This is a genomic window from Mesorhizobium sp. M0854, from assembly GCF_040319815.1.
In the GTDB taxonomy this organism is placed as follows: domain Bacteria; phylum Pseudomonadota; class Alphaproteobacteria; order Rhizobiales; family Rhizobiaceae; genus Mesorhizobium.
In genome coordinates this window covers 597,221-617,097 of record NZ_JAMYOL010000001.1, presented here as the reverse complement: position 1 = coordinate 617,097, position 19,877 = coordinate 597,221, and the positions used below count along the sequence as shown (strand labels likewise).

18 protein-coding genes are annotated in these 19,877 nt (G+C 63.8%); 12 read left to right on the top strand and 6 right to left on the bottom strand.

The window, feature by feature from the left end; translation table 11 throughout:
- The 3 genes from NKH99_RS02835 to NKH99_RS02825 are packed head-to-tail and all read left to right on the top strand — an operon-like array spanning position 1 to position 3,761.
- On the top strand, positions 1-1,479 hold the full coding sequence (locus NKH99_RS02835; protein ID WP_353012430.1) for a mannitol dehydrogenase family protein: 1,479 nt from the start codon (positions 1-3) through the stop codon (positions 1,477-1,479).
- 15 nt (positions 1,480-1,494) lie between these two features.
- The gene (locus tag NKH99_RS02830) at positions 1,495-2,178 is read left to right on the top strand and encodes an HAD family hydrolase (RefSeq protein ID WP_352539921.1); all 684 of its coding nucleotides are present in this window, start codon (positions 1,495-1,497) and stop codon (positions 2,176-2,178) included.
- Complete coding sequence (locus tag NKH99_RS02825; RefSeq protein ID WP_353012427.1) at positions 2,175-3,761, top strand: FGGY-family carbohydrate kinase; 1,587 nt, start codon at positions 2,175-2,177, stop codon at positions 3,759-3,761. Before NKH99_RS02830 ends, NKH99_RS02825 begins: the two co-directional genes overlap by 4 nt.
- A 13-nt stretch (positions 3,762-3,774) precedes the next feature.
- Here NKH99_RS02825 and NKH99_RS02820 read toward each other — a convergent pair whose 3' ends face one another.
- On the bottom strand, positions 3,775-4,356 hold the full coding sequence (locus NKH99_RS02820) for a histidine phosphatase family protein (protein ID WP_353012482.1): 582 nt from the start codon (positions 4,354-4,356) through the stop codon (positions 3,775-3,777).
- A gap of 232 nt (positions 4,357-4,588) precedes the next feature.
- Between NKH99_RS02820 and NKH99_RS02815 the strand changes: the two genes are divergently transcribed.
- Positions 4,589-5,992: an MATE family efflux transporter gene (locus NKH99_RS02815; RefSeq protein ID WP_353012424.1), complete on the top strand. Its 1,404-nt coding sequence runs from the start codon at positions 4,589-4,591 to the stop codon at positions 5,990-5,992.
- A gap of 16 nt (positions 5,993-6,008) precedes the next feature.
- Here the strand turns inward: NKH99_RS02815 and NKH99_RS02810 are convergent, their stop codons facing one another.
- From NKH99_RS02810 to speB, 4 genes are all read right to left on the bottom strand, one after another.
- Entirely contained in the window at positions 6,009-6,656 is a 648-nt protein-coding gene (locus NKH99_RS02810; protein WP_353012421.1) for an amino acid ABC transporter permease, read from the bottom strand.
- Complete coding sequence (locus NKH99_RS02805) at positions 6,653-7,321, bottom strand: amino acid ABC transporter permease (RefSeq protein ID WP_353012418.1); 669 nt, start codon at positions 7,319-7,321, stop codon at positions 6,653-6,655. Before NKH99_RS02805 ends, NKH99_RS02810 begins: the two co-directional genes overlap by 4 nt.
- 6 nt (positions 7,322-7,327) lie before the next feature.
- The gene (locus tag NKH99_RS02800) at positions 7,328-8,137 is read right to left on the bottom strand and encodes a transporter substrate-binding domain-containing protein (protein ID WP_352472382.1); all 810 of its coding nucleotides are present in this window, start codon (positions 8,135-8,137) and stop codon (positions 7,328-7,330) included.
- A 136-nt stretch (positions 8,138-8,273) separates the two neighbouring features.
- Positions 8,274-9,335: an agmatinase gene (gene speB / locus NKH99_RS02795; RefSeq protein WP_352449470.1), complete on the bottom strand. Its 1,062-nt coding sequence runs from the start codon at positions 9,333-9,335 to the stop codon at positions 8,274-8,276.
- Positions 9,336-9,518: 183 nt separating this feature from the next.
- On the opposite strand from speB, the gene gcvA reads away from it, so the two are divergent.
- The 8 genes from gcvA to NKH99_RS02755 all read left to right on the top strand — a co-directional run bounded on the left by gcvA (position 9,519) and on the right by NKH99_RS02755 (position 18,424).
- Positions 9,519-10,493, top strand: a complete 975-nt coding sequence (gcvA, locus tag NKH99_RS02790; protein ID WP_023676980.1) for a transcriptional regulator GcvA — start codon at positions 9,519-9,521, stop codon at positions 10,491-10,493.
- Positions 10,494-10,685: 192 nt separating this feature from the next.
- On the top strand, positions 10,686-11,990 hold the full coding sequence (gene pncB / locus NKH99_RS02785) for a nicotinate phosphoribosyltransferase (protein WP_353012415.1): 1,305 nt from the start codon (positions 10,686-10,688) through the stop codon (positions 11,988-11,990).
- Between the two features lie 163 nt (positions 11,991-12,153).
- A complete protein-coding gene (locus NKH99_RS02780; protein WP_353012412.1) occupies positions 12,154-13,593 on the top strand; it encodes a hypothetical protein in 1,440 nt (479 codons plus the stop codon).
- Positions 13,594-13,755: 162 nt separating this feature from the next.
- Positions 13,756-15,060, top strand: a complete 1,305-nt coding sequence (locus tag NKH99_RS02775; RefSeq protein WP_353012409.1) for an ABC transporter substrate-binding protein — start codon at positions 13,756-13,758, stop codon at positions 15,058-15,060.
- Between the two features lie 86 nt (positions 15,061-15,146).
- Positions 15,147-16,028, top strand: coding sequence for a branched-chain amino acid ABC transporter permease (locus NKH99_RS02770; protein WP_352455934.1), 882 nt, complete (start codon positions 15,147-15,149; stop codon positions 16,026-16,028).
- Complete coding sequence (locus NKH99_RS02765; protein WP_352819612.1) at positions 16,025-16,987, top strand: branched-chain amino acid ABC transporter permease; 963 nt, start codon at positions 16,025-16,027, stop codon at positions 16,985-16,987. The genes NKH99_RS02770 and NKH99_RS02765 overlap by 4 nt, the downstream gene beginning before the upstream one ends.
- Positions 16,984-17,712 carry an ABC transporter ATP-binding protein gene (locus NKH99_RS02760; RefSeq protein ID WP_352769443.1) on the top strand — a complete coding sequence of 243 codons (729 nt, stop codon included), beginning with the start codon at positions 16,984-16,986 and terminating at the stop codon, positions 17,710-17,712. The genes NKH99_RS02765 and NKH99_RS02760 overlap by 4 nt, the downstream gene beginning before the upstream one ends.
- Positions 17,705-18,424: an ABC transporter ATP-binding protein gene (locus tag NKH99_RS02755; RefSeq protein ID WP_352472376.1), complete on the top strand. Its 720-nt coding sequence runs from the start codon at positions 17,705-17,707 to the stop codon at positions 18,422-18,424. Before NKH99_RS02760 ends, NKH99_RS02755 begins: the two co-directional genes overlap by 8 nt.
- Here the strand turns inward: NKH99_RS02755 and NKH99_RS02750 are convergent, their stop codons facing one another.
- The gene (locus NKH99_RS02750; protein ID WP_502899990.1) at positions 18,425-19,750 is read right to left on the bottom strand and encodes a sodium:proton antiporter; all 1,326 of its coding nucleotides are present in this window, start codon (positions 19,748-19,750) and stop codon (positions 18,425-18,427) included.
- Between the last annotated feature and the right edge of the window lie 127 nt (positions 19,751-19,877).

Genomic DNA, 19,877 nt, shown 5'->3' with positions numbered 1-19,877 from the left:
ATGACCGTGAAACTCTCTTCTTCCATCCTCGCCAAGCTGCCGCCCAAGGTCGCCGGCCCGAAATATGATCGCGCCGCGCTCAAGGCCGGCATCGTGCATTTCGGCGTCGGCAATTTCCATCGCTCGCACCAGGCCGTCTATCTCGACGACCTGTTCAATTCGGGTGTCGGCCACGACTGGGCCATTGTCGGCGCCGGCGTCTTCGAAGGCGAGAAGGTCGGCCGCGGCAAGCTGCAGGAGCAGGACTGGCTGACCACCGTGGTCGAGCAGGACAGCGGCCATATGAGCGCGCGCGTCACCGGCGTCATGATCGACTTCCTGGTGCCGGGCGATGCGGCCGCAATCGTCGAACGGCTTGCCGATCCGGCGATCAAGATCGTCTCCCTGACCATAACCGAGGGCGGCTATTTCATCGATCCGGCATCCGGCGTCTTCAATCCGACACATCCCGACATCGTTGCCGACGCTGAGCCGGGGGCGACGCCGAAGACCGTCTTCGGCCTCGTTCTCGCCGGGCTGCTGCGCCGCCGCGCCGACGGTATCGTGCCCTTCACAATCATGTCCTGCGACAACATTCCCCATAACGGCCACGTCACCTCAGATGGCGTCATCGGCCTTGCGCGGCTGATCGACGAAGGTTTGGCAAACTGGGTGAGCGAGAACGTTACCTTTCCCAATGGCATGGTCGACCGCATCACGCCGGCCACCACCGACCGCGAGCGCGGCATTCTCTCCAGCGAGTTCGGCCTCGACGACAATTGGCCGGTGTTTTGCGAACCGTTCAAGCAATGGGTGCTGGAGGACCGTTTCACCGACGGCCGCCCGCCGCTGGAAAAAGTCGGCGTGCAGTTCGTCAGCGACGTCGCGCCCTATGAGCTGATGAAGATCCGCATCCTCAATGGCGGCCATGCGACCATCGCCTATCCGGCCGGGCTGATGGACATCCATTTCGTCCATGAGGCGATGCAGGAGCCGCTGGTACGCGGCTTCCTCGACAAGCTCGAGCATGACGAAATCATCCCGACCGTGCCGCCGGTTCCGGACACCGACCTCGAAGATTACTACCAGCTCATCGAGCACCGCTTCTCCAATCCGAAGATCGGCGACACCATACGCCGGCTTTGCCTCGACGGCTCCAACCGCCAGCCGAAATTCATCATCCCGACCATCACCGACCGGCTGAAGGCTGGCAAAAGTGTCACCGGCCTTGCGCTGGAATCGGCGCTCTGGTCTCGCTACTGCTTCGGCACGACGGATTCCGGTGCCGTCACCGAGCCCAACGACCCGAACTGGGGCCGGTTGCAGGCGACGGCCAAGGCGGCCAGGGACATGCCTGCCGCCTGGCTTGCCATGGAGGACATCTATGGCGATGTCGGCCGCTCGCCGCCGTTCGCTGAAGCCTTCGGCCAAGCGCTGAGACTGCTGTGGGCGGACGGCGCGCGCGCGACACTGACGCGCTATCTCGCCGGCGACCTCTGAAGCCGATCCAGCGCGATGACGCCTGAACTGGTCATTTTCGACTGTGACGGCGTGCTGGTGGACAGTGAGATGCTGTCCGTCTCGGCATTGCTGGAGATGATCGCGCTTGCCGGTGGCAACGTCAGCGAGGACATTGCCTACGAGCACTTCCTCGGCAAGAGCATGAAGAGCGTCCGCGAAATCCTCGCAAGCGACTTCGGGCTCGATCTCACCGAGCAGCATCTGACCGAGATGCGCTCCGAACTGATGCGCAGATTCCGCGATGAGCTGAAACCGATGCCAGGTATCGCACAGGTCCTGCCGAGGCTCGGCGTACCGTGCTGCGTCGCCTCCTCCGGCACCCTGGAACGCATCCGCTATGCGCTCGACGTCACCGGGTTGCTTGGGCTGCTGGAGCCGCATTTATTCAGCGCCGCCATGGTGGCGCGGGGCAAACCGGCGCCCGATCTCTTTCTCCATGCAGCAGATAAAATGAGAGCGGCCCCGCGAAACTGCCTCGTCGTCGAGGACAGCCCGGCCGGCATCGAAGCGGCGCGGGCGGCCGGCATGCGCGTCCTTGCCTTCACCGGCGGCTCGCACACCGGCAACCCGGCATTGAAAGCGCGGCTTGCGTCGAGTGAGCCGGACTTTATATTCGCTGACATGCTGCAATTGCCCGATCTGATTGCAGGCCTGGGAGCGAGAGCAAGAACACCTTGACCAACAGTTTCGTTTGCGCGGTCGATGTCGGCACCGGAAGCGCTCGTGCCGGCATTCTCGACACCGGTGGCGCCTTGCTCGGCCGCGCCGAGCACCCGATCGCCATGCAACAGCCAAAGGCCGACCATGCCGAGCACGATTCGCAGGATATATGGTCGGCGGTGTGCATGGCCGTCCGCGCTGCCCGCGAAAAGGCGGGCGTGCGGGCCGAGGATATCGTCGGCATCTCCTTTGATGCCACCTGCTCGCTGGTGGTGCGAGACCGGCAAGGCGGCCAGCTCAGCGTGTCCGTCACTGGTGAAAGGCGCTGGGACACCATTGTCTGGCTCGACCATCGCGCAATTGCCGAGGCCGACGAATGCACTGAAAGCGGCCACGCTGTGCTCGACTATATCGGCGGCGTCATGTCGCCGGAAATGGAGACGCCGAAGCTGATGTGGCTGAAGCGCAACCTGCCCGGAACATGGAACGAAGCCGGCTATCTATTCGACCTCACCGACTTCCTCACCTGGAAGGCGAGCGGCTCGCTCTCCCGTTCACAATGCACGCTGACCGCCAAATGGACCTATCTAGCCCATGAAGCGACCGGCTGGCGGCGCGACTTCTTCGAAGCCGTCGGGCTCGGCGATGTCTTTGAGCACGGCAACCTGCCGGAAAAGGCAAGCCCGGTCGGTGCCGATATCGGCCCGCTCGGCGCGCAAGCCGCGACGGAGCTTGGCCTCACCGAAAAATGCCGGGTCGGCGCCGGCGTCATCGATGCCTATGCCGGCGCGCTTGGCGTGCTCGGCGGTTTCGCCGGTGACGCGACGAACATCGGCCGCAATCTGGCCCTGATTGCAGGTACGTCGAGTTGCGTCATGGCGATGTCGCCCGATCCGCAGCCTTTCGCCGGTGTCTGGGGCCCATATTATGGCGCAGCCCTTCCCGGCCTGTGGCTGTCGGAAGGTGGCCAGTCGGCCACCGGCGCGCTGCTCGACCACATCATCCGCTGGCATGGCGCCGGCGGCGAGCCGGATGCCGCCATGCATGCCAGAATTGCCCGCCGCGTCGCCGAGCTGCGCGCCGCCGAGGGCGACAACCTCGCCGCAAGGCTGCACGTGCTGCCCGATTTTCACGGCAACCGCTCCCCGCTCGCCGACCCGCATGCCGTCGGCGTCATCAGCGGGCTGACGCTGGATGCCTCCTTCGACAGTCTGTGCAAGCTCTACTGGCGCAGCGCCGTCAGCGTCGCGCTTGGCGTCCGTCATGTGCTGGAAGCGCTGAACGAGAACGGCTATCTGATCGACACGCTGCACGTCACCGGCGGCCACACCAAGAACCCGCTGTTGATGGAGCTCTATGCCGATGCCACCGGCTGCACGGTGGTCGAGCCGCTGGCGGACGAGGCGGTGCTGCTCGGCACCGGCATGATTGCCGCCACCGCGGCTAGGCTTTTTCCCGATTTGAACGCTGCCTGCGTCGCCATGCAACAGGGCGGCAGGACGCGAGAGCCCAATCCGGCTGCCGCCGGCCGGTTCGATCGCGACTACCGCGTGTTTCTCGAAATGCACAGGCAAAGGCAGGCGCTGGACGCGATCCGATAAATCGGATCGGTTGCTATCTCTGGTTCCAGCGCCGGATGACCGGCTCGTCAAGGTCGTGCTCATAACCGAGCACGCTTATGCTGGCGGTATCCAGCACGAAAAACGCGCCGGCTTGCGGCGGCAGGCCGAGCCAGCGTGCGGCCAGCACTCTAAGGAAATGCGAGCTTGAGAAGACCAGGACATTGCTGCCGACCTCGCGCAACCGGCTGACGATCCGGTCCGCCCTCGAACCGACATCCGTGGCGGACTCGCCGCTCGGGCAGCCGTCGCGAAAAAGACGCCAGCCGGGGCGCTCGGCGACAATTTGTTTGGTGATCAATCCCTCATAGGCGCCATAATCCCACTCCGCCAGATCGTCCTTCTTCACGCCTGACGAGCCGAAGCCGGCCAGGGCACAGGTGTTGAAGGCGCGCTGCGACGGGCTCGACCACACCGCCGAGAAGGACAGGCCCTTGAGCCGCTCAGCGATCCGCCTTGCCGCTTTCTCGCCGGCCGGCGTCAGCGGTATGTCGGTTCGGCCGGTATGTTTTCCGGACGCACTCCATTCCGTCTCGCCATGCCGAACCAGATAGATTTCGGGAAACGTGCTCATCAGGCTGCCTTTCAAATGGATCTGCCGCGACCATAGCGGCTTCCATAGCCTCTCCAACAGCCTGCATGGAGCTGACTGGCTTAACCCTTCCGCAAGTCAGCCTCTTGCCACCGGTGCCTATTTCATAGACAAACTCGCCGTAATGCGGAATCCGGCCGATCATGGCCGTTTCCGCGCTGAGACGCGGCTTCCGGCTCTTGCCGACGTGCCGCAATCGGATAGGCGGAAAACTAGAATGTCTGCGATCGAAGCCGACGCTCGCGCGCCGGAAAACCTTTGGCGTCGGGAAATCAGGGCGATGCTGGCGCTCGCCTGGCCGATGGTGCTGACCAATCTCGGCCAGACCGCGATGACCGCTACCGACGTCATGATGATGGGACGGCTGGGGCCGGACACGCTGGCCAGTGGTGCGCTTGGTGCCAACCTCTACTTCATGCCGCTCATCTTCGGGCTCGGCCTGATGCTGGCGACCTCGCCGATGATGGCGACGGAGCTCGGCCGCCGTCGGCACTCGGTGCGCGACCTGCGCCGCACCGTGCGCCAGGGTCTGTGGCTGGCGATCCTCATTTGCATTCCGATATGGGCCCTTCTCTGGCACGGCGAGAGCGTGTTGCTGGCCATGGGTCAGGAACCGGCGTTGGCGCACCAGGCCGGCATCTATCTGCGCTGGCTCGAATGGGCGGTGCTGCCCTTTTTCGGCTACATCGTCCTGCGCTCGTTCATTTCGGCGCTGGAGCGGCCGGGCTGGGCACTGATCATCGTTTTCGTTGCCGTCGCCTGCAATGCCTTCTTCAACTGGCTGTTCATGTTCGGCAATCTCGGCATCCCTTCGATGGGCATCGCCGGCTCCGGCCTTGCCACCACTCTGTCCAGCACGCTGATGTTCGCCGGCATGGCGATGGTGGTGATGCTTGAGAAGAAGTTCCGGCGCTATCGTCTGTTCGGACGCTTCTGGCGCGCCGACTGGCCGCGCTTCAAGGGCCTGCTGCGGCTCGGCCTACCGATCGCCGGCCTGCTGGCGTTCGAGGTGACGATCTTCAACGCGGCCGCCTTTCTCATGGGCCTGATCGATGCGGCTTCGCTTGCCGCCCATGCGATCGCCATCCAGATCGCCTCGGTCACCTTTATGGTGCCGCTCGGCCTCAACCAGGCGGTGACGGTGCGCGTCGGACTTGCCCACGGCGCCGGCAATCCGGAAGGTGTCAGCCGGGCTGGCTGGACCGCCTATGTCGTCGGTGTCTCCTTCATGGCGCTGATGGGGCTGGTGATGATCCTGTGGCCGCAACTCTTGATCGGCGCCTTCATCGATCTGGGCAATCCGGCTAATGCCGAGGTGGTGGCGCTTGCCGTCTCGTTCCTCGCCTTTGCTGCGCTGTTCCAGGTTTTTGACGGTGCGCAGGCGGTCGCCAGCGGCATGCTGCGCGGCCTGCACGACACCAAGGTGCCGATGATCTATGCCGCGATCGGCTATTGGGGCATCGGGCTGCCGCTCGGCGTGCTGCTGGCCTTTCGTTTCGGCTTCAACGGCGTCGGCATCTGGATCGGCCTGTCGTCGGGACTGGCGGTGGTTGCGGCACTCCTGCTGGTGCGCTGGCTGCGGCGTGACAGGATCGCGCCGCCGCTGGTATTCGGGCGTTGAATTGCTGGTCGCCCGCTCAGCGGGCCGCCGCCCGTTGCTCGAGCGAACGTGCGTATTGCGTCAGCGGAAAGCACATGACGAAGAAGATCAGCGCTACCAGCCCATAGACTTTGAACGGTTCGAAGGTCGCATTGTTGATCGCGTTGGATGTCCTCACCAGCTCCTCGAAACCGATGATCGACGTCAGCGCGGTCGACTTGATCAGCTGCACCAGAAAGCCGACGGTCGGTGCGCGGGTGATCGAAAACGCCTGAGGCAAGATGATCAGCCGGAGTTCCTGCAGATAGTGCAGGCCGAGGCTGGCGCCGGCGTCCCACTGGCCGCGCGGCAGCGCATCGACGCCGCCGCGCCAGATCTCGGCGAGATAGGCGCTGGCGAAGAAGGTCAGGCCAAGCACCGCCGCGGTCCACGGCTCGATGCGCAGGCCCAGCATCGGCAAGCCGAAGAACATCAGGAAGAGCTGCATCAGCAGCGGCGTGCCCTGGAAAAGCGCGATGTAGCCGGAGGCAAACCGGCGCGCCCATTTATTCTTGGCGATCCGGAAGAACAGCACGATCATGCCGACCACGGTCCCGCCGACAAACGCGGCCAGCGACAAGAGCACCGTCCACCGCGCCGCCAGCAGCAGGTTGCGCAGAATGTCCCAGAAGGTGAATTCGATCATGACACGCCGGCTCCGAGAAGCCGGCGGCCGCCGCCGACCAGCAGCTGGCGCAGCCCAATCGACAGGGCGAGGTAGACCATCGTCACCACGAAATAGGTCTCGAAAGCCCGGAACGTGCGCGCCTGCAGCATGTCGGCTTCATAGGTCAGCTCGCGCACCGCGATCTGCGACACCACGGCGGATTCCAGCATCATGATGACGATCTGGCTGGTCAGCGCCGGATAGATCACCTTGAGCGCCTGCGGCAGCACGATCTTGATGAAGACCTGGCGCGGCCTGAGCCCAAGCGCCAGTGCCGCTTCCGTCTGCCCGGGCGGCACCGCGTCGAGCCCGGCGCCGACGATCTCGATCGTGTAGGCGGCCATGTTGAGCGTCATCGCCAACATGGCTGCCAGCACCGGATCGAGCCTGACGCCGATGCTGGGCAGCCCGAAGAAGATGAAGAACAGCTGCACCAGGAACGGCGTGTTGCGGATCATCTCGACATAGACGCCGATCGCCCGCTTGAGCAGCAGCGGACCGTTCCGCCGCCCTGCCGCGCCGAGGATGCTGAGCAACGTTCCCGCCAGCGTGGTCACGGCGATCAGCAGGATCGTCGTGGCCGCGCCGCGCGCGATCGCCCCTGTTGCCCCGGCAAGCCAGCCGAAGTCGAGGCTATAGGTCACTGGCCGTCAATCCTTGAGATTGGCGGGATCGAGCGGTGTCTTCAGCCAGGCCTTCGAGCTTTCGTCCAGTTTGCCGTCGGCCAGCATCTTGGCGACCGCATCGTTGACCGCTTGCTTGAGGCGGTCTTCCTTCTTGTTGAGGCCGATATGCGAGGGCGAGGTGAGAAGCTGGAATTTCTGCTCCGGCTTCAGTTCCTCCTGCCGGGCGAGCACCTGGGCGCCGACATCGTTGCCGACCACCATCAGTTGGGTCTGGCCCGAGATGAACGCCTGGATGACGGAATTATAGTTGTCGAAACGGCGGATGTCGGCCGAGGCGGGTGCCGCCTCGGTCAGCGAGGTGTCCTCCAGCGTGCCGCGATTGACGGCGATCGACTTGTCGGCAAGGTCTTCCTTGCCTTTGACCGAGAGTGCTGCCGGGCCGATGACGGCGATGTAGTAGGGTGCGTAGGCGGCGGCGAAATCGATTACCTGCTCTCGCTCCTTGGAGTAGCCGACGCTCATCAGCAGGTCGACGCGCTTGTCGGTCAGGTACGGAATGCGGTTCTGGCCGGTCACGCTGACCAGATTGAGCTTGACCTTGAGCTGGTCGGCGATGGATTGCGCCACGTCGATGTCGTAGCCCTTGATGCTCATGTCGGCGCTGGCCGAGGAGAAGGGCGGGAAGTCGGAAAAGATGCCGACATTGATGGCGCCGGCCTTGGCGATGTCGTCGATCGCGTCGGCATTGACGGCCTGCGTGGTGAAAGCAAAACCGGTCGCGCCGAGCATCAGCACGGCGGCGATGGACGATTTAAGTTTCATGTGAAGTGTCATTGTCATTCCCCTGCTGGAAGCTTGTTTGTTTGAGTGCAACCGCCGGCTCCAGCGCGGCGGTCGCCTTTGGATTCTCTGGTGGGCCATGATCTTCTCCGAAAACCGGTTCCCACTTTCGGGATCATGGTCGAGCGTGTCAGCCCGCCTTGCCGGTGATTGCCGGGCTGAAGACCATCAGGCTGAGGATCTCGAACAGCACCTGCGCGCCGGCGTGCGCCGTGTTGGTGGTCGCGTCGTACTGCGGTGCCACCTCGACCACGTCGCCGCCGACGATGTTGAGTCCCTTCAGGCCGCGCAGCAGCTCGAGCACTTCGCGCGTCGTCAACCCGCCGACTTCCGGTGTGCCGGTGCCCGGCGCGAAGGCCGGATCGATGCTGTCAATGTCGAAGGAGACATAGGTCGGGCCGTCGCCGACTATCCTGCGCGCCTTCTCGATAATGGCGGGAATGCCGAGGCCGGTCACCTCTTCGGCATGCACGACGGTCATGCCGGACTCATAGGTGAACTCCCACAGATATTCGGCCGAGCCGCGAATGCCGATCTGGATGGTGCGGCTCGGGTCGAGCACGCCGTCCAGCACCGCGTTGCGGAACGGCCCGCCATGGTGGAACTTGGTCATGTCAAACAGGCCGCTGGTATCGCAATGAGCGTCGATATGGATCATGCCCACCGGCGCCTTCTTGCCGACAGCCTTCAGGATCGGGTGGCTGATCGAATGGTCGCCGCCGACAGACAAGGGCAGGACGCCGGCGTCGACGATCTGGTTGGTGCGGCGTTCGATGTCGTCATGGCTGGTCTCCAGCCGGTAGCGGCTCTGGAACGGCACGTCGCCGATGTCGGCGACCTTCAGCTCATGCGTCGGTGCGCATTCCAGCACATGATTGTAGGGGCCGATGCGCTCGATGGCGCGCAACGCCCTTGGCCCGAAACGGGCGCCCGGCCGGTTGGTGACGCCCAGATCCATCGGCACACCGATCATCGCCACCTGCAGATCGCCGAAATCCGGATTGTCGGCGGCGATTTCACGATAGGGCGCCGCGAGGAAGGTCGGGATGCCGGAATAGGGCGCCAGTCGCGTGCCGGTCTTGGAGAAGATCTTGTCGGCGACACGCTGGAATTTCGGGTCGAACATTTCGCCGCCATGGCTCTCGCCGTATTTGCGGCGCAACGCTTCGAGCTTGCCGCGGTCGTAACCCATGTCGGTCCTCCATGGCTGGTGCGGCGCGCGGGCGGCGGCCTCGATAGCCGCAGCCGCCGGCTGCCTGCAGATTTCACGTCTTGATGCAATGCCTGGGCAAAGTGTCCCGTAGCTGCATTGAAAAATCAATTGATATTGTTAGTGTGTTATCTGTGAGAAAATCTCACAGAGCCCAGGGTCCAAATGGCCAAGCGTTTGCCACCGCTCAACCCGCTGCGCGCCTTCGAGGCGACGGCGCGCCACGCCTCGCTGAGCAAGGCGGCGGCTGAGCTCAACGTCACCCACGGCGCCATCAGCCATCAGATCAAGGCGCTCGAGCAATCGTTGGGTGTCAAGCTGTTCGAGCGTGCCGGTCAGCGGGTGAAACTGACGCCGCACGGCGCCGAGCTGCTGCCGGCGGTGTCGACCGCCTTCGACGGCATTGCCGCCGCCACGCAGCGCATGACGAGACCGGCCAGCACCGGCGTTCTCTCTGTATCCTGCGTGCCGGCGCTACTGTTGCTGTGGATGATCCCGCGGCTGGGCAGCTTCACCTCGCAATATCCGGATATCAGGCTGACGCTGATCCCATCCAATGATGCCAAGGACGTCCGCGCACCGCATATCGATGTCTGCGTGCACTATGGCGACGGCAGCTGGACCGACTGCTGGATGCGCAAATGGTCGGGCCTCGAACTGTTCCCGGTGGTCAGCCCGACGCTGATCAACAACCGCCCGATCCGCACCGTTCGCGACCTCGCCGATCACGTCTTCCTGCATGGCGACGACGGCCGCGAATGGCATACCTGGCTGGCCGCCGCCGACGCGCTGGACCTCGAGCGCGGCCGTCGCCATCATCTCGGCGATGCGCGGATGGCGACCGAGGCCGCGGTTCACGGCCATGGCGTGGCGCTCGGCGATACGGTGACGGCAAGCGGACTGCTCGCCAGGGGCCTGCTTGTCGCCCCGTTCAGCCTTTCCGTGCCGGCCGTCGACGATTTCTACGTCGTCTGCCGCAACGAGATGCGGTCGGCACCGATCGTGCAATTGTTCATCGACTGGCTGTTTGCCGAGAAAGAACAGGCCGACCGCCGCGCTGACGCACCGGTGGCAGGCCGCATCGGCATTCGCCGCAAGCGTCCAGCGCTCAAGGTGGTCGGCGCCAAGACCGCATCCTGAGGCCGAAACTGCCGTAGGCGCCGCTTGCAGCAGGGGCTTCTTTTTGTCGGGCCAGCCCGCAAAGCGGGAGGCGCGTTCAAAAATTCGATGCTAAGAGGCATTTGGAGCAATTCCAGGAAAAGTGCGCAGCGGTTTTCCGTCCGGAATTGCGCTAGACAAAAGCTAGAGCGAGCAACGAAGGCGCATTAAGCGATGGCAAAGACCGATATAGCGCGGCGCGTCTACAATCACACCTGGAAGCTCGACCCGATCGTCCGCAGCTTGCTCGACACCGATTTCTACAAGCTTCTGATGCTGCAGATGATCTGGGGCATGTATCCCAAGGTCGACGCCACCTTCTCGCTGATCAACCGCACCACCTCGGTCCGCCTTGCCGAGGAGATCGATGAGACGGAGCTGCGCGAGCAGCTCGACCATGCCCGCACCTTGCGCTTCTCTAAGAAAGAAATGATCTGGCTCGGCGGCAACACCTTCTATGGCCGCAAGCAGATATTCGAACCGGAATTCCTCGCCTGGCTGGAAAATTTCCGGCTGCCCGAATACGAGCTTTCCAAGCGCGACGGCCAATACGAACTCGCCTTCAGCGGTCCGTGGATGTACACGACGCTGTGGGAGATCCCGGCGCTGGCAATTATCAATGAACTTCGATCTCGCGCGGCCATGCGGGCGTTCGGGCCGTTCGCGCTCGACGTGCTCTATGCCCGCGCCAAGGCCAAGATGTGGGCCAAGACCGAGCGGCTGAAGGCGCTGCCCGGCATCCGCATCTCGGATTTCGGCACCCGCCGCCGTCATTCTTTCCTGTGGCAGCGCTGGTGCGTCGAAGCGTTGAAGGAGGGCATCGGCGAGGCCTTCACTGGCACCTCCAACGTGCTGCTCGCCATGGACAACGATCTCGAGGCGCTCGGCACCAACGCGCATGAACTGCCGATGGTGTTCGCCGCGCTCACCAATTCGGAAAAGGAATTGAAACGGTCGCCCTACAACGTGCTGCAGGACTGGCAGCGCTACTACGGCGGCAACCTGCTGATCGTACTGCCGGACACCTTCGGCACCGCGGCGTTCCTGCGCGATGCACCGGACTGGGTCGCCGACTGGACCGGCTTCCGCCCCGACAGCGCGCCGCCGATCGAAGGCGGCGAGAAAATCATTTCCTGGTGGCGCGAAAAGGGCAAGGACCCCAAGCAGAAGCTGCTTATCTTCTCTGATGGGCTGGAGGTCGAGACCATCGAGGAAACCTACCGCCACTTCCGCGGCAAGGTGCGCATGTCCTTCGGCTGGGGCACCAACCTGACCAACGATTTCGAGGGCTGCGCGCCGACCGAGACCAACCGGCTAGACGCCATCTCGCTGGTCTGCAAGGTCACCGAAGCCAACGGCAGGCCGGCGGTCAAGCTTTCCGACAATCCGGCCAAGTCGACAGGCGACGAGAAAGAGATCTCGCGCTATTTGCGCATCTTCGGCCAGAAGGACCGCGTGGAGCAGTTGGTGAAGGTGTGAGGTAGGGGAACTCTTGCGCAGCATGAGTTCCTTCGCGCCCCCCTCTGTCCTGCCGGACATCTCCCCCGCGAGGGGGGAGATTGCGCCCTCATTGCTGCTTTCGCCAATTGCTGAAGTTGCAGAAGGAGAGCCGACGGCGGAACCGCCGATCTCCCCGCTTGAGATGTCCGGCAGGACAGAGGGGGGCGCTGTAGAGCGCTGCATTTCGGCAATCCGGCCCTTTCCCGGCCTCGTCGCTTTCTTGGCATTCCCATCCACGCCCGCCTTCGCCCACGCCTCCGACCGCGGCCATGTCCTGCTGCTTCCCACCGGCTACTACGTCGTCGGTGGCGCGCTCGCGGTTGCCGCCAGCTTCCTTGTTCTGGCTCTACTGCCGCCGGACTCCCTCGACCGCTTCTGGCGCAAACGCCTGCCGCTCTTTACCTTCGGCGACGGCGCGCGGACTGCCGTCAGCCTGGTATCCTTTGCCGGCTTTGCAATTCTGATTGCCGCCGGCCTATTCGGCAGCCGCGATCCGCTTTCCAATCCGCTGCCGCTGACCGTGTGGACGCTGCTCTGGGTTGGCCTGGCTCTGTTGCAGGGGCTCGCCGGCGATCTCTGGTCGTGGCTCAACCCCTGGTACGGGCCATGCCGCGTCGCCTCGCGCCTGTCCGGCAGAACGCAGCCGAATCTGCTCCCCCAACGGCTCGGCTATTGGCCGGCTTTCCTGCTGTTCTTCGCCTTCGCCTGGTTCGAGCTGATCGACCCTGCGCCAGACGATCCGGCGCGGCTGGCCTGGGCCGCCGGCGCCTATTGGCTGCTGACCTTTGCCGCTATGCAGGTCGTCGGATACCGCGACTGGAGCCTGCGCGGTGAGTTCCTGACGGTGTTCTTTTCCATGGTAGCGCACTTCGCCATCATCGAGCGCAACGAAGACGGCCGGCTCAAACTCTGCTGGCCGGGTGCCAAGCTGCTCGGTGGCGCGCCGCTACCGCTCAGCGGCGTCGCTTTCCTGCTGCTTGCGCTGTCGTCTGTGTCCTTCGACGGCCTGTCGAAAACCTTCTTCTGGCTAGGCTGGTTCGGCATCAATCCGCTGGAGTTTCCTGGACGCACCGCTTTGATCGGCATCGGCAGTTTCGGTCTTGTGCTGAGCTTTGCCGTGCTTGCGGCCGTGTTCGCGCTAGCCGTCTTTCTTGGCCAGCACCTTGCCGGCAGCAACCATTCGCTCGGTCACGCCGCCGGGCTTTTGGCCTGGTCGATCGTACCGATCGCGCTCGCCTACCACTTCGCGCATTATCTGACGGCGCTGCTGGTCGACGGCCAATATGCAATTGCCGCTCTCTCCGACCCGTTTGCGTTTGGCTGGAACCTGTTCGGTACCGCAGACATGTCAATTGAAGCCGGCGTTGTCGCCGGCGCCGGCTCGGCGTGGTGGCTGTGGAACCTCCAGGCCGGCGTCATCATTGGCGGCCACATGCTTGCTGTGCTTGTCGCCCATGGCTTGGCCTGGCGGCTGCACGCCATTCCGGCTCGCGCCGCGCTCAGCCAGTTCCCGCTCACCGTGCTGATGATCGCCTACACCGTCCTCGGCCTATGGCTGCTTGCGACGCCGAGCGCCGGATGAACGAGGTGTGCGATGGCCGTCAATCGAACCTTGGGGAAAGCTCGCTTGCCACGTCAGAGCTTTGGTGATTTAGTTTGTACACATGCAATTTTCGCCCCTCTTAACAAGAGTGGCCTGCCTGCTACAGCCATTGGTCAAAGCTCAAAAACAAGGGGAACTGCCGTGACTGACAAGAATGGGTTTTTCGATCTCTCCAGATCCGCTCTCACCCGCCGCACGGCGCTGAAGGGCCTTGCCGCCGGCGCCGGTCTTGCCGTCGCGCCGGGTTTCGTGCGTTACAGCCAGGCGCAGAACTCGGCGCCGATCAAGATCGGCTTCCAGTCGCACCGCACCGGCATCGGCGCCGCCTATGGCCGCTGGTACGAGAAAACCACAGCGGCTGCCGTCAAGGCGATCAACGATGCCGGCGGCATCAACGGCCGACCCCTCGAGGTGATCATTGAGGATGACGGCACCGATCCCGGCCGGGGAGCCGAAGTCGTCGGCAAGTTCGCCTCTCAGCACAAGACCGATATCGTCTACGGCACGCTGTTTTCGCATGTCGTCATCGGCTCGGCGCCGGCCGCCGGCGAGGCCAAGATGCCCTATTTCGTTGTCAGCGAAGGCCACCACGTCGCCTCGACCAAGTTGAACCGCTACGTCTTCCAGCCCGGCATCACCGATGTGAAGAGCCAGATCCAGTCGATGGCGCCGTGGATTGCCGCCAATGCCGGCAAGAAGGTGACGCAGATCTTCCCCGATTTCGCTTTCGGCTACGACCATCGCGACTACCTGCCGCCGGCCCTGAAGGCGCAAGGCGCCGAGGTCATTGCGCAGATCGCGATTCCGCCGACGGAATCCTCCTTCACCAAATATTTCCCGCAGATCCCCGCAGAGACCGAGGTGATCTACCACGTCATGGTCGGCCCGGCGGTGCTCACCTTCGTCAAGGAGCTCGGCGAGTTCTACGGCTCCAATCGGCCGCAATTGTTCGGCTTCATCGATTCGCTCGAAGCCACCGACATCAACAGCCCCGGCCTCGAATTCCTCGACGGCAGCCATTTCTGGGAAGGCTCGCCGCGTTATGCGCAGCCCGATGACTCCCCTGCGCAGAAAGCCTACCGCGCCGCCGTCGGCATCGACGACAATGGTGCCGCCGTCGGCGACCCCAAGGACGTCTCCACCGCCGCGCATATGTTCGGCTGCTGGGAAACGCTCTACGTCGTCAAGAAGGCGATGGAGGATGCCGGCTACAAGGGCCCGGAAGACCGCGCCAAGCTGGTCGAGGCGACCGAGGCGTTGACCGAGTTCGCCGAGGGGCCGGAGCATCCGCAGGGGCCGAAAACCTTCAACGGCAAGATCCACCAGTGCTTTGGCATCCAGAACATCTCCAAGGTCGAAGGCGGCCGGCTGAATGTCGTCCACAAGACCAAGATCGAGGACGGCCTCTACGAGCCTGAGGGGGATTACACGACGCAGACGCTGTGAGCTTGGCTGCTGCAGCAAGCGTGAGCGCCAAGATACCCCCCTCTGGCCAGAGGGGGGTGCTTCGCGCATCCGCCGGTGCTTAGGCGATGCACTTCGGACCTCACCTGCTCCTCGCCGCCCTCGAAGGCCTCGTCACCTCCGCCGTGCTGGCGCTGACGGCGCTTGGGCTGTCGCTGGTGTTCGGCGTCATGCGCGTCGTCAATGTCGCGCATGGCGAGTTCTTCATGCTGGGCGCGGTGCTTGCCTGGGCGATCTCAACGGCGATATCCGGCCATCCGGCGCTCGGCTTCCTGGCCGCCCTGGTGCTGGCGCCGCTGATCGTCGGCCTGATCGCGCTGCTCGCCGAACGGCTGGTGCTGCGCCGGCTCAACTACAATCCGGAAGCCACCATCGTCGCCACCATCGGCATGCTCTACATCATCCAGCAATTGGCGCTGACCTTCTACGGCCCGGAGGCGCGGCCGGTGGAGCCGCCGTTCAGCTACCGCATCCTCCTGCCGTGGTTCGGCTATTCCGGCTACAAGCTGTCGATCATCGCCGCGTCGGCGCTGCTGCTGGTCGCGACCTGGCTGGTGCTGACGCGCACGAAAATCGGCCTCGTCATGCGCGCCACGCAATATGACAGCGAGACGGCGCAGGCCTTCGGCATCCCGGTGACCAGAGTCTATGCCGGTGTTTTCGCGCTCGGCGCCATGCTGGCTGCTGTCGCCGCGGTGCTGATCGTGCCGATCAGCCAGGCCCACTATCTGATGGGACAGGACCCGCTGTTGCTGTCGTTCATCGTCGTCATCATCGGCGGCCTCGGCTCGCTGCGCGGCACGGTCGTCGCCGCGGTGCTGATCGGCCTTTCCGACGGCATCATCTCGGTGTTCTTCTCACCGACGCTGGCCAAGATCATCGCCACCTTGCTCGTCGCCATGGTGCTGGTGTTCCGGCCGCAGGGCCTATTCGGGACGACATCGCGATGAAGGATGCTTCGCCGGCAAAGCCATATGCGCTGCACCTCGGCGTCATCGCCCTGCTTTTCGGGCTTAGCTTCGTCCTGCCGGAATACCATCACGGCCTGCTCGCCCGCATCATGGTGCTGGCGGTCTTCGCCATGGGCTACAATCTGCTGTTCGGCTATGTCGGGCTGCTCAGCCTCGGCCATGCCATGTTCTTTTCAGCCGGGCTCTATGGCGCCGGCCTTGCCGTCATCCATCTCGGCTGGAGCGTACCGGCCGCCTTCGCAGCCGGGCTTGCCTACGGCGCGCTTCTCGCGCTGGTGATCGGGCTGCTGGCGCTGCGCACCTCCGGCGTCGCCTTCATGATCGTCACCATGATGTTCGCTCAGGTATTTTATCTCGTCATTCTTTATTTCGCTGCCTGGACCGGTGGCGACCAGGGCATGGTCGTGCCGCAGCCGATGCGTGTCCTTGTCCTGGGCAGCACGTCACTCGACCTCACCAACCCGACCGTGCGCTATATGAGCGCGCTGGCACTGTTCTCGATCGTGCTGCTCATAAGCCTGGCGATAGTCCGCTCCGGCTACGGTCGCGTGCTGGTCGCCATCCGCGAGAACGAGGAGCGGACCAAGATGCTTGGCTACGACACGTTCTCCAGCAAGCTCGCCGCCGTCGTCATCTCCGGCAGCATCTGCGCGGCTTCCGGCGCGGCCTATGCGCTGCTGTTCGGCTATGTCGGCTCGAGCTTCGCCTCGGTGCAATACTCCATCCTGCCGCTGCTCTGGGTGCTGCTGGGCGGTGCCGCCACCACGCTCGGTCCGCTGATCGGCACGCTGTTCATGTATTATGTCATCGACGTCGCCAGCGGCTACACCTCGGCCTATCTGCTGGTCGTCGGCATAGCGCTCATCCTGCTGGTGCTGTTCTTCCCGAGAGGCATTCTCGGCAGCATCCGCCAGCGCTGGCTCGGGTGGTTGCCATGATGCCGCTGCTCACCACCAAAGGCCTGTCGCGCAGTTTCGGCGGCTTGCGTGCCGTCGACGGCGTCGACTTCGCGCTGATACCGGGCGAGATTCGCGCCATTATCGGCCCCAACGGTGCCGGCAAGACCACCTTCGTCAGCCTGGTCAGCGGCCGCATCCAGCCCTCGTCGGGCATGATCGTCTTCGACGGCGCCGACATCACCAGCCTGCCTGCCTACGCCCGGGTTCGCCTCGGCATCGCCTATACGTTCCAGATCACCAGCGTCTTTGCCAATCTCAGCGCCTACGACAATGTTGCCCTGCCGGTGCAGCGCACGCTGACCGACGGCCGCTCGAAGGGCGCGGTTCACACCGGCGTCATGGCGGCGCTCGAGCGCACCGGCCTTGCCGACCGGGCGCAAATGCCTGCCGGGCAATTGTCCTACGGTCACCAGCGGTTGCTGGAAGTGGCAATGGGACTGGCACTGAAGCCGCGGCTGCTGATCCTCGACGAACCGACGCAAGGGCTTGCCGACAGCGAGATCGACAATTTCATCGAGCTGGTGCGCGCGATCGCCGATAGCGCCACCGTGCTTTTGATCGAGCACAACATGCCGGTGGTCATGCGGCTCGCCGACCGCATCACCGTCTTCAACGCCGGCAGGATTTTGGCTGAAGGCACGCCCGAGCAGATCCGCGCCAATGCCGCGGTGCAGGACGCCTATCTGGGGACGACCCATGGCTGAGGCCCAGTCCAAGGCACTGACGATCTCCGGGGTCGACTGCTTCTATGGCGAGGTCCAGGTGCTCTATGGCCTCGATCTTGTCTTGAACGAGGGCGAAGTGCTCTGCCTGTTCGGCCGCAACGGCGCCGGCAAGACGACGACGCTGAAGGCAATCATGGGTCTGGTGCCGGTAAGCTCCGGGTCGATTCGGCTCGAAGGGCGGGAATTGAGCGGCTTGCCGGCGCACGAGGTACCCAAGGCCGGCGTCGCCTACGTGCCGCAGGGCCGGCGGCTGTTCGCCGAGATGACGGTGGCGGAAAACATCGAGATCGGCCTGATGGCCCGCAACAAGGGCAAGGCGACGCGCGAGAACGTGCTCGATCTCTTCCCGCTGTTGCGCCAGCGCCTCAGGCAGCGTTCGGGCACGCTGTCCGGCGGCGAGCAGCAGATGCTGGCCATGGCCCGCGCCCTGTGTCTGGAACCGCAGGTGCTCCTGCTCGACGAACCGACCGAAGGGCTGATGCCGTCGATGATCGCCAAGATCCGCGAAACCGTGTCGAAGCTGCGTGCGCTTGGCGTGTCGACAATTCTTGTCGAGCAGCGCGTCGATGCCGTGCTGTCGGTCGCAGACCGCGTTTGTTTCATCGAAAACGGCCGCAACCGCGAGACGGTCGATGTCGAGGAACTGCGTTCCGATCCCTCCGCGGTCCGTCGCTATGTCGGCGTAGGATGATCAGGCAAAGAACAGCAAGCCGGCAAGCAGGAATGTCGGGATCAGCACCGCGCCCGACCATGCCATATAGCCAAAGAAGCTCGGCATCTTGATGCCGCGATGCCTGGCAATGGCATAGACCATGAAATTCGGCGCATTGCCGACATAGGTGTTGGCGCCCATGAACACCGCGCCTGCCGAGATCGCCGCCAGCGTCGAGGCGAGCTCGGTCATCAGATGCTGCGCATCGCCGCCAGCCAGCTCGAAGAACACCAGATAGGTCGGCGCATTGTCGAGGAAGGACGACAGCGCTCCGGTCAGCCAGAAATAGGCAAGGTTGTCCGGCGCGCCGGTCGGCGAACTGACCAGCAGTACCAACGGCGCCAGCGCGCCATCGAGCCCGGCCCGCAATATGGCGACGACCGGCACGATGCAGATGAAGATGCTGGCGAACAGCTTCGCCACCTCGGCAATAGGCCCCCAGTTGAAGGCGTTTGCGCCGCGAAACTCCTTCGGCGAGACGACAAGCGAAGTGAAGGCCAGTATCAGGATGGCGGCGTCCCGCACCAGATTCTGCAGCTCGAGGCTGACACCCTGAAATGAGAAACTCACTCCCGGCTTCCAGGCAGCGGAAATCAGGATCGCGGCGATTACGCCGGCCAGCAGCGGGATGTTGGCCAGGCCGCGAATGCGCACCTTGCTGTCGGGCGTCGGATCCTTGATCTTCGGCGCGCCTTCCTCCCGGCGATGCATGATGATGTCGATCGCCAGGAAAACAGCCAGCACCACGCCGGCGACGAACAGCGTCTCGGGCAGCAGGTGAACTGTCGTCCAGAAGAAATCGACGCCGCGCAGAAAGCCGACGAACAGCGGCGGATCGCCCAGCGGCGTTAGCGACCCGCCGATGTTGGACACCAGGAAGATGAAAAAGATGACGACATGGGCGTTGAAGCGCCGGTTGTCGTTGGCGCGGATGAGCGGCCGGATCAGGATCATCGAGGCGCCGGTTGTGCCAATGATCGAGGCAAGCAGCGCCCCTCCCAGCAACAGCCCGGCATTGACCAGCGGCGTGCCGTGTATGTTGCCGGCAACGAAGATACCGCCCGAAATGGTGAACAGCGCAAACAGCAGGATGATGAACGACATGTATTCGGTGAGCAGCGCATGCAGCACCGCCTGCGTGGCGGACGGGATGCCGAAGGCGATGGCCAGCGGCCCGATCACCAACGCTGCCCAGAAGGCAGCGATCTTGCCGTAATGGTGCTCCCAGGCATGATGGAACAGCAGCGGGCCGGTCGCGATGCAAAGCAATAGCCCGGCAAACGGCAGCACCCACCAAAGCGACATGGCGGCGCCAGGCAATTCGTGCGCTTCGGCCGCGAGAACCGCTCTTGGAGAAGAGATTGCTGCAATAAGTGCAGCACTTGCCGTCAACGCCGCAAACCGCATGAAGCCCTCAAAAGTCTGTCAGGTT

Excerpts from the sequence above, each read along its gene's own strand:
- NKH99_RS02800 (WP_352472382.1), bottom strand. The coding sequence starts at position 8,137 with ATGACACTTCACATGAAACTTAAATCGTCCATCGCCGCCGTGCTGATG.
- NKH99_RS02815 (WP_353012424.1), top strand. The coding sequence starts at position 4,589 with ATGTCTGCGATCGAAGCCGACGCTCGCGCGCCGGAAAACCTTTGGCGT.
- NKH99_RS02765 (WP_352819612.1), top strand. The coding sequence starts at position 16,025 with ATGAAGGATGCTTCGCCGGCAAAGCCATATGCGCTGCACCTCGGCGTC.
- gcvA (WP_023676980.1), top strand. The coding sequence starts at position 9,519 with ATGGCCAAGCGTTTGCCACCGCTCAACCCGCTGCGCGCCTTCGAGGCG.
- NKH99_RS02770 (WP_352455934.1), top strand. The coding sequence starts at position 15,147 with ATGCACTTCGGACCTCACCTGCTCCTCGCCGCCCTCGAAGGCCTCGTC.
- NKH99_RS02835 (WP_353012430.1), top strand. The coding sequence starts at position 1 with ATGACCGTGAAACTCTCTTCTTCCATCCTCGCCAAGCTGCCGCCCAAG.
- NKH99_RS02830 (WP_352539921.1), top strand. The coding sequence starts at position 1,495 with ATGACGCCTGAACTGGTCATTTTCGACTGTGACGGCGTGCTGGTGGAC.
- pncB (WP_353012415.1), top strand. The coding sequence starts at position 10,686 with ATGGCAAAGACCGATATAGCGCGGCGCGTCTACAATCACACCTGGAAG.
- NKH99_RS02810 (WP_353012421.1), bottom strand. The coding sequence starts at position 6,656 with ATGATCGAATTCACCTTCTGGGACATTCTGCGCAACCTGCTGCTGGCG.
- NKH99_RS02760 (WP_352769443.1), top strand. The coding sequence starts at position 16,984 with ATGATGCCGCTGCTCACCACCAAAGGCCTGTCGCGCAGTTTCGGCGGC.
- NKH99_RS02750 (WP_502899990.1), bottom strand. The coding sequence starts at position 19,750 with ATGTCGCTTTGGTGGGTGCTGCCGTTTGCCGGGCTATTGCTTTGCATC.
- NKH99_RS02755 (WP_352472376.1), top strand. The coding sequence starts at position 17,705 with ATGGCTGAGGCCCAGTCCAAGGCACTGACGATCTCCGGGGTCGACTGC.
- speB (WP_352449470.1), bottom strand. The coding sequence starts at position 9,335 with ATGGGTTACGACCGCGGCAAGCTCGAAGCGTTGCGCCGCAAATACGGC.
- NKH99_RS02780 (WP_353012412.1), top strand. The coding sequence starts at position 12,154 with ATGTCCGGCAGGACAGAGGGGGGCGCTGTAGAGCGCTGCATTTCGGCA.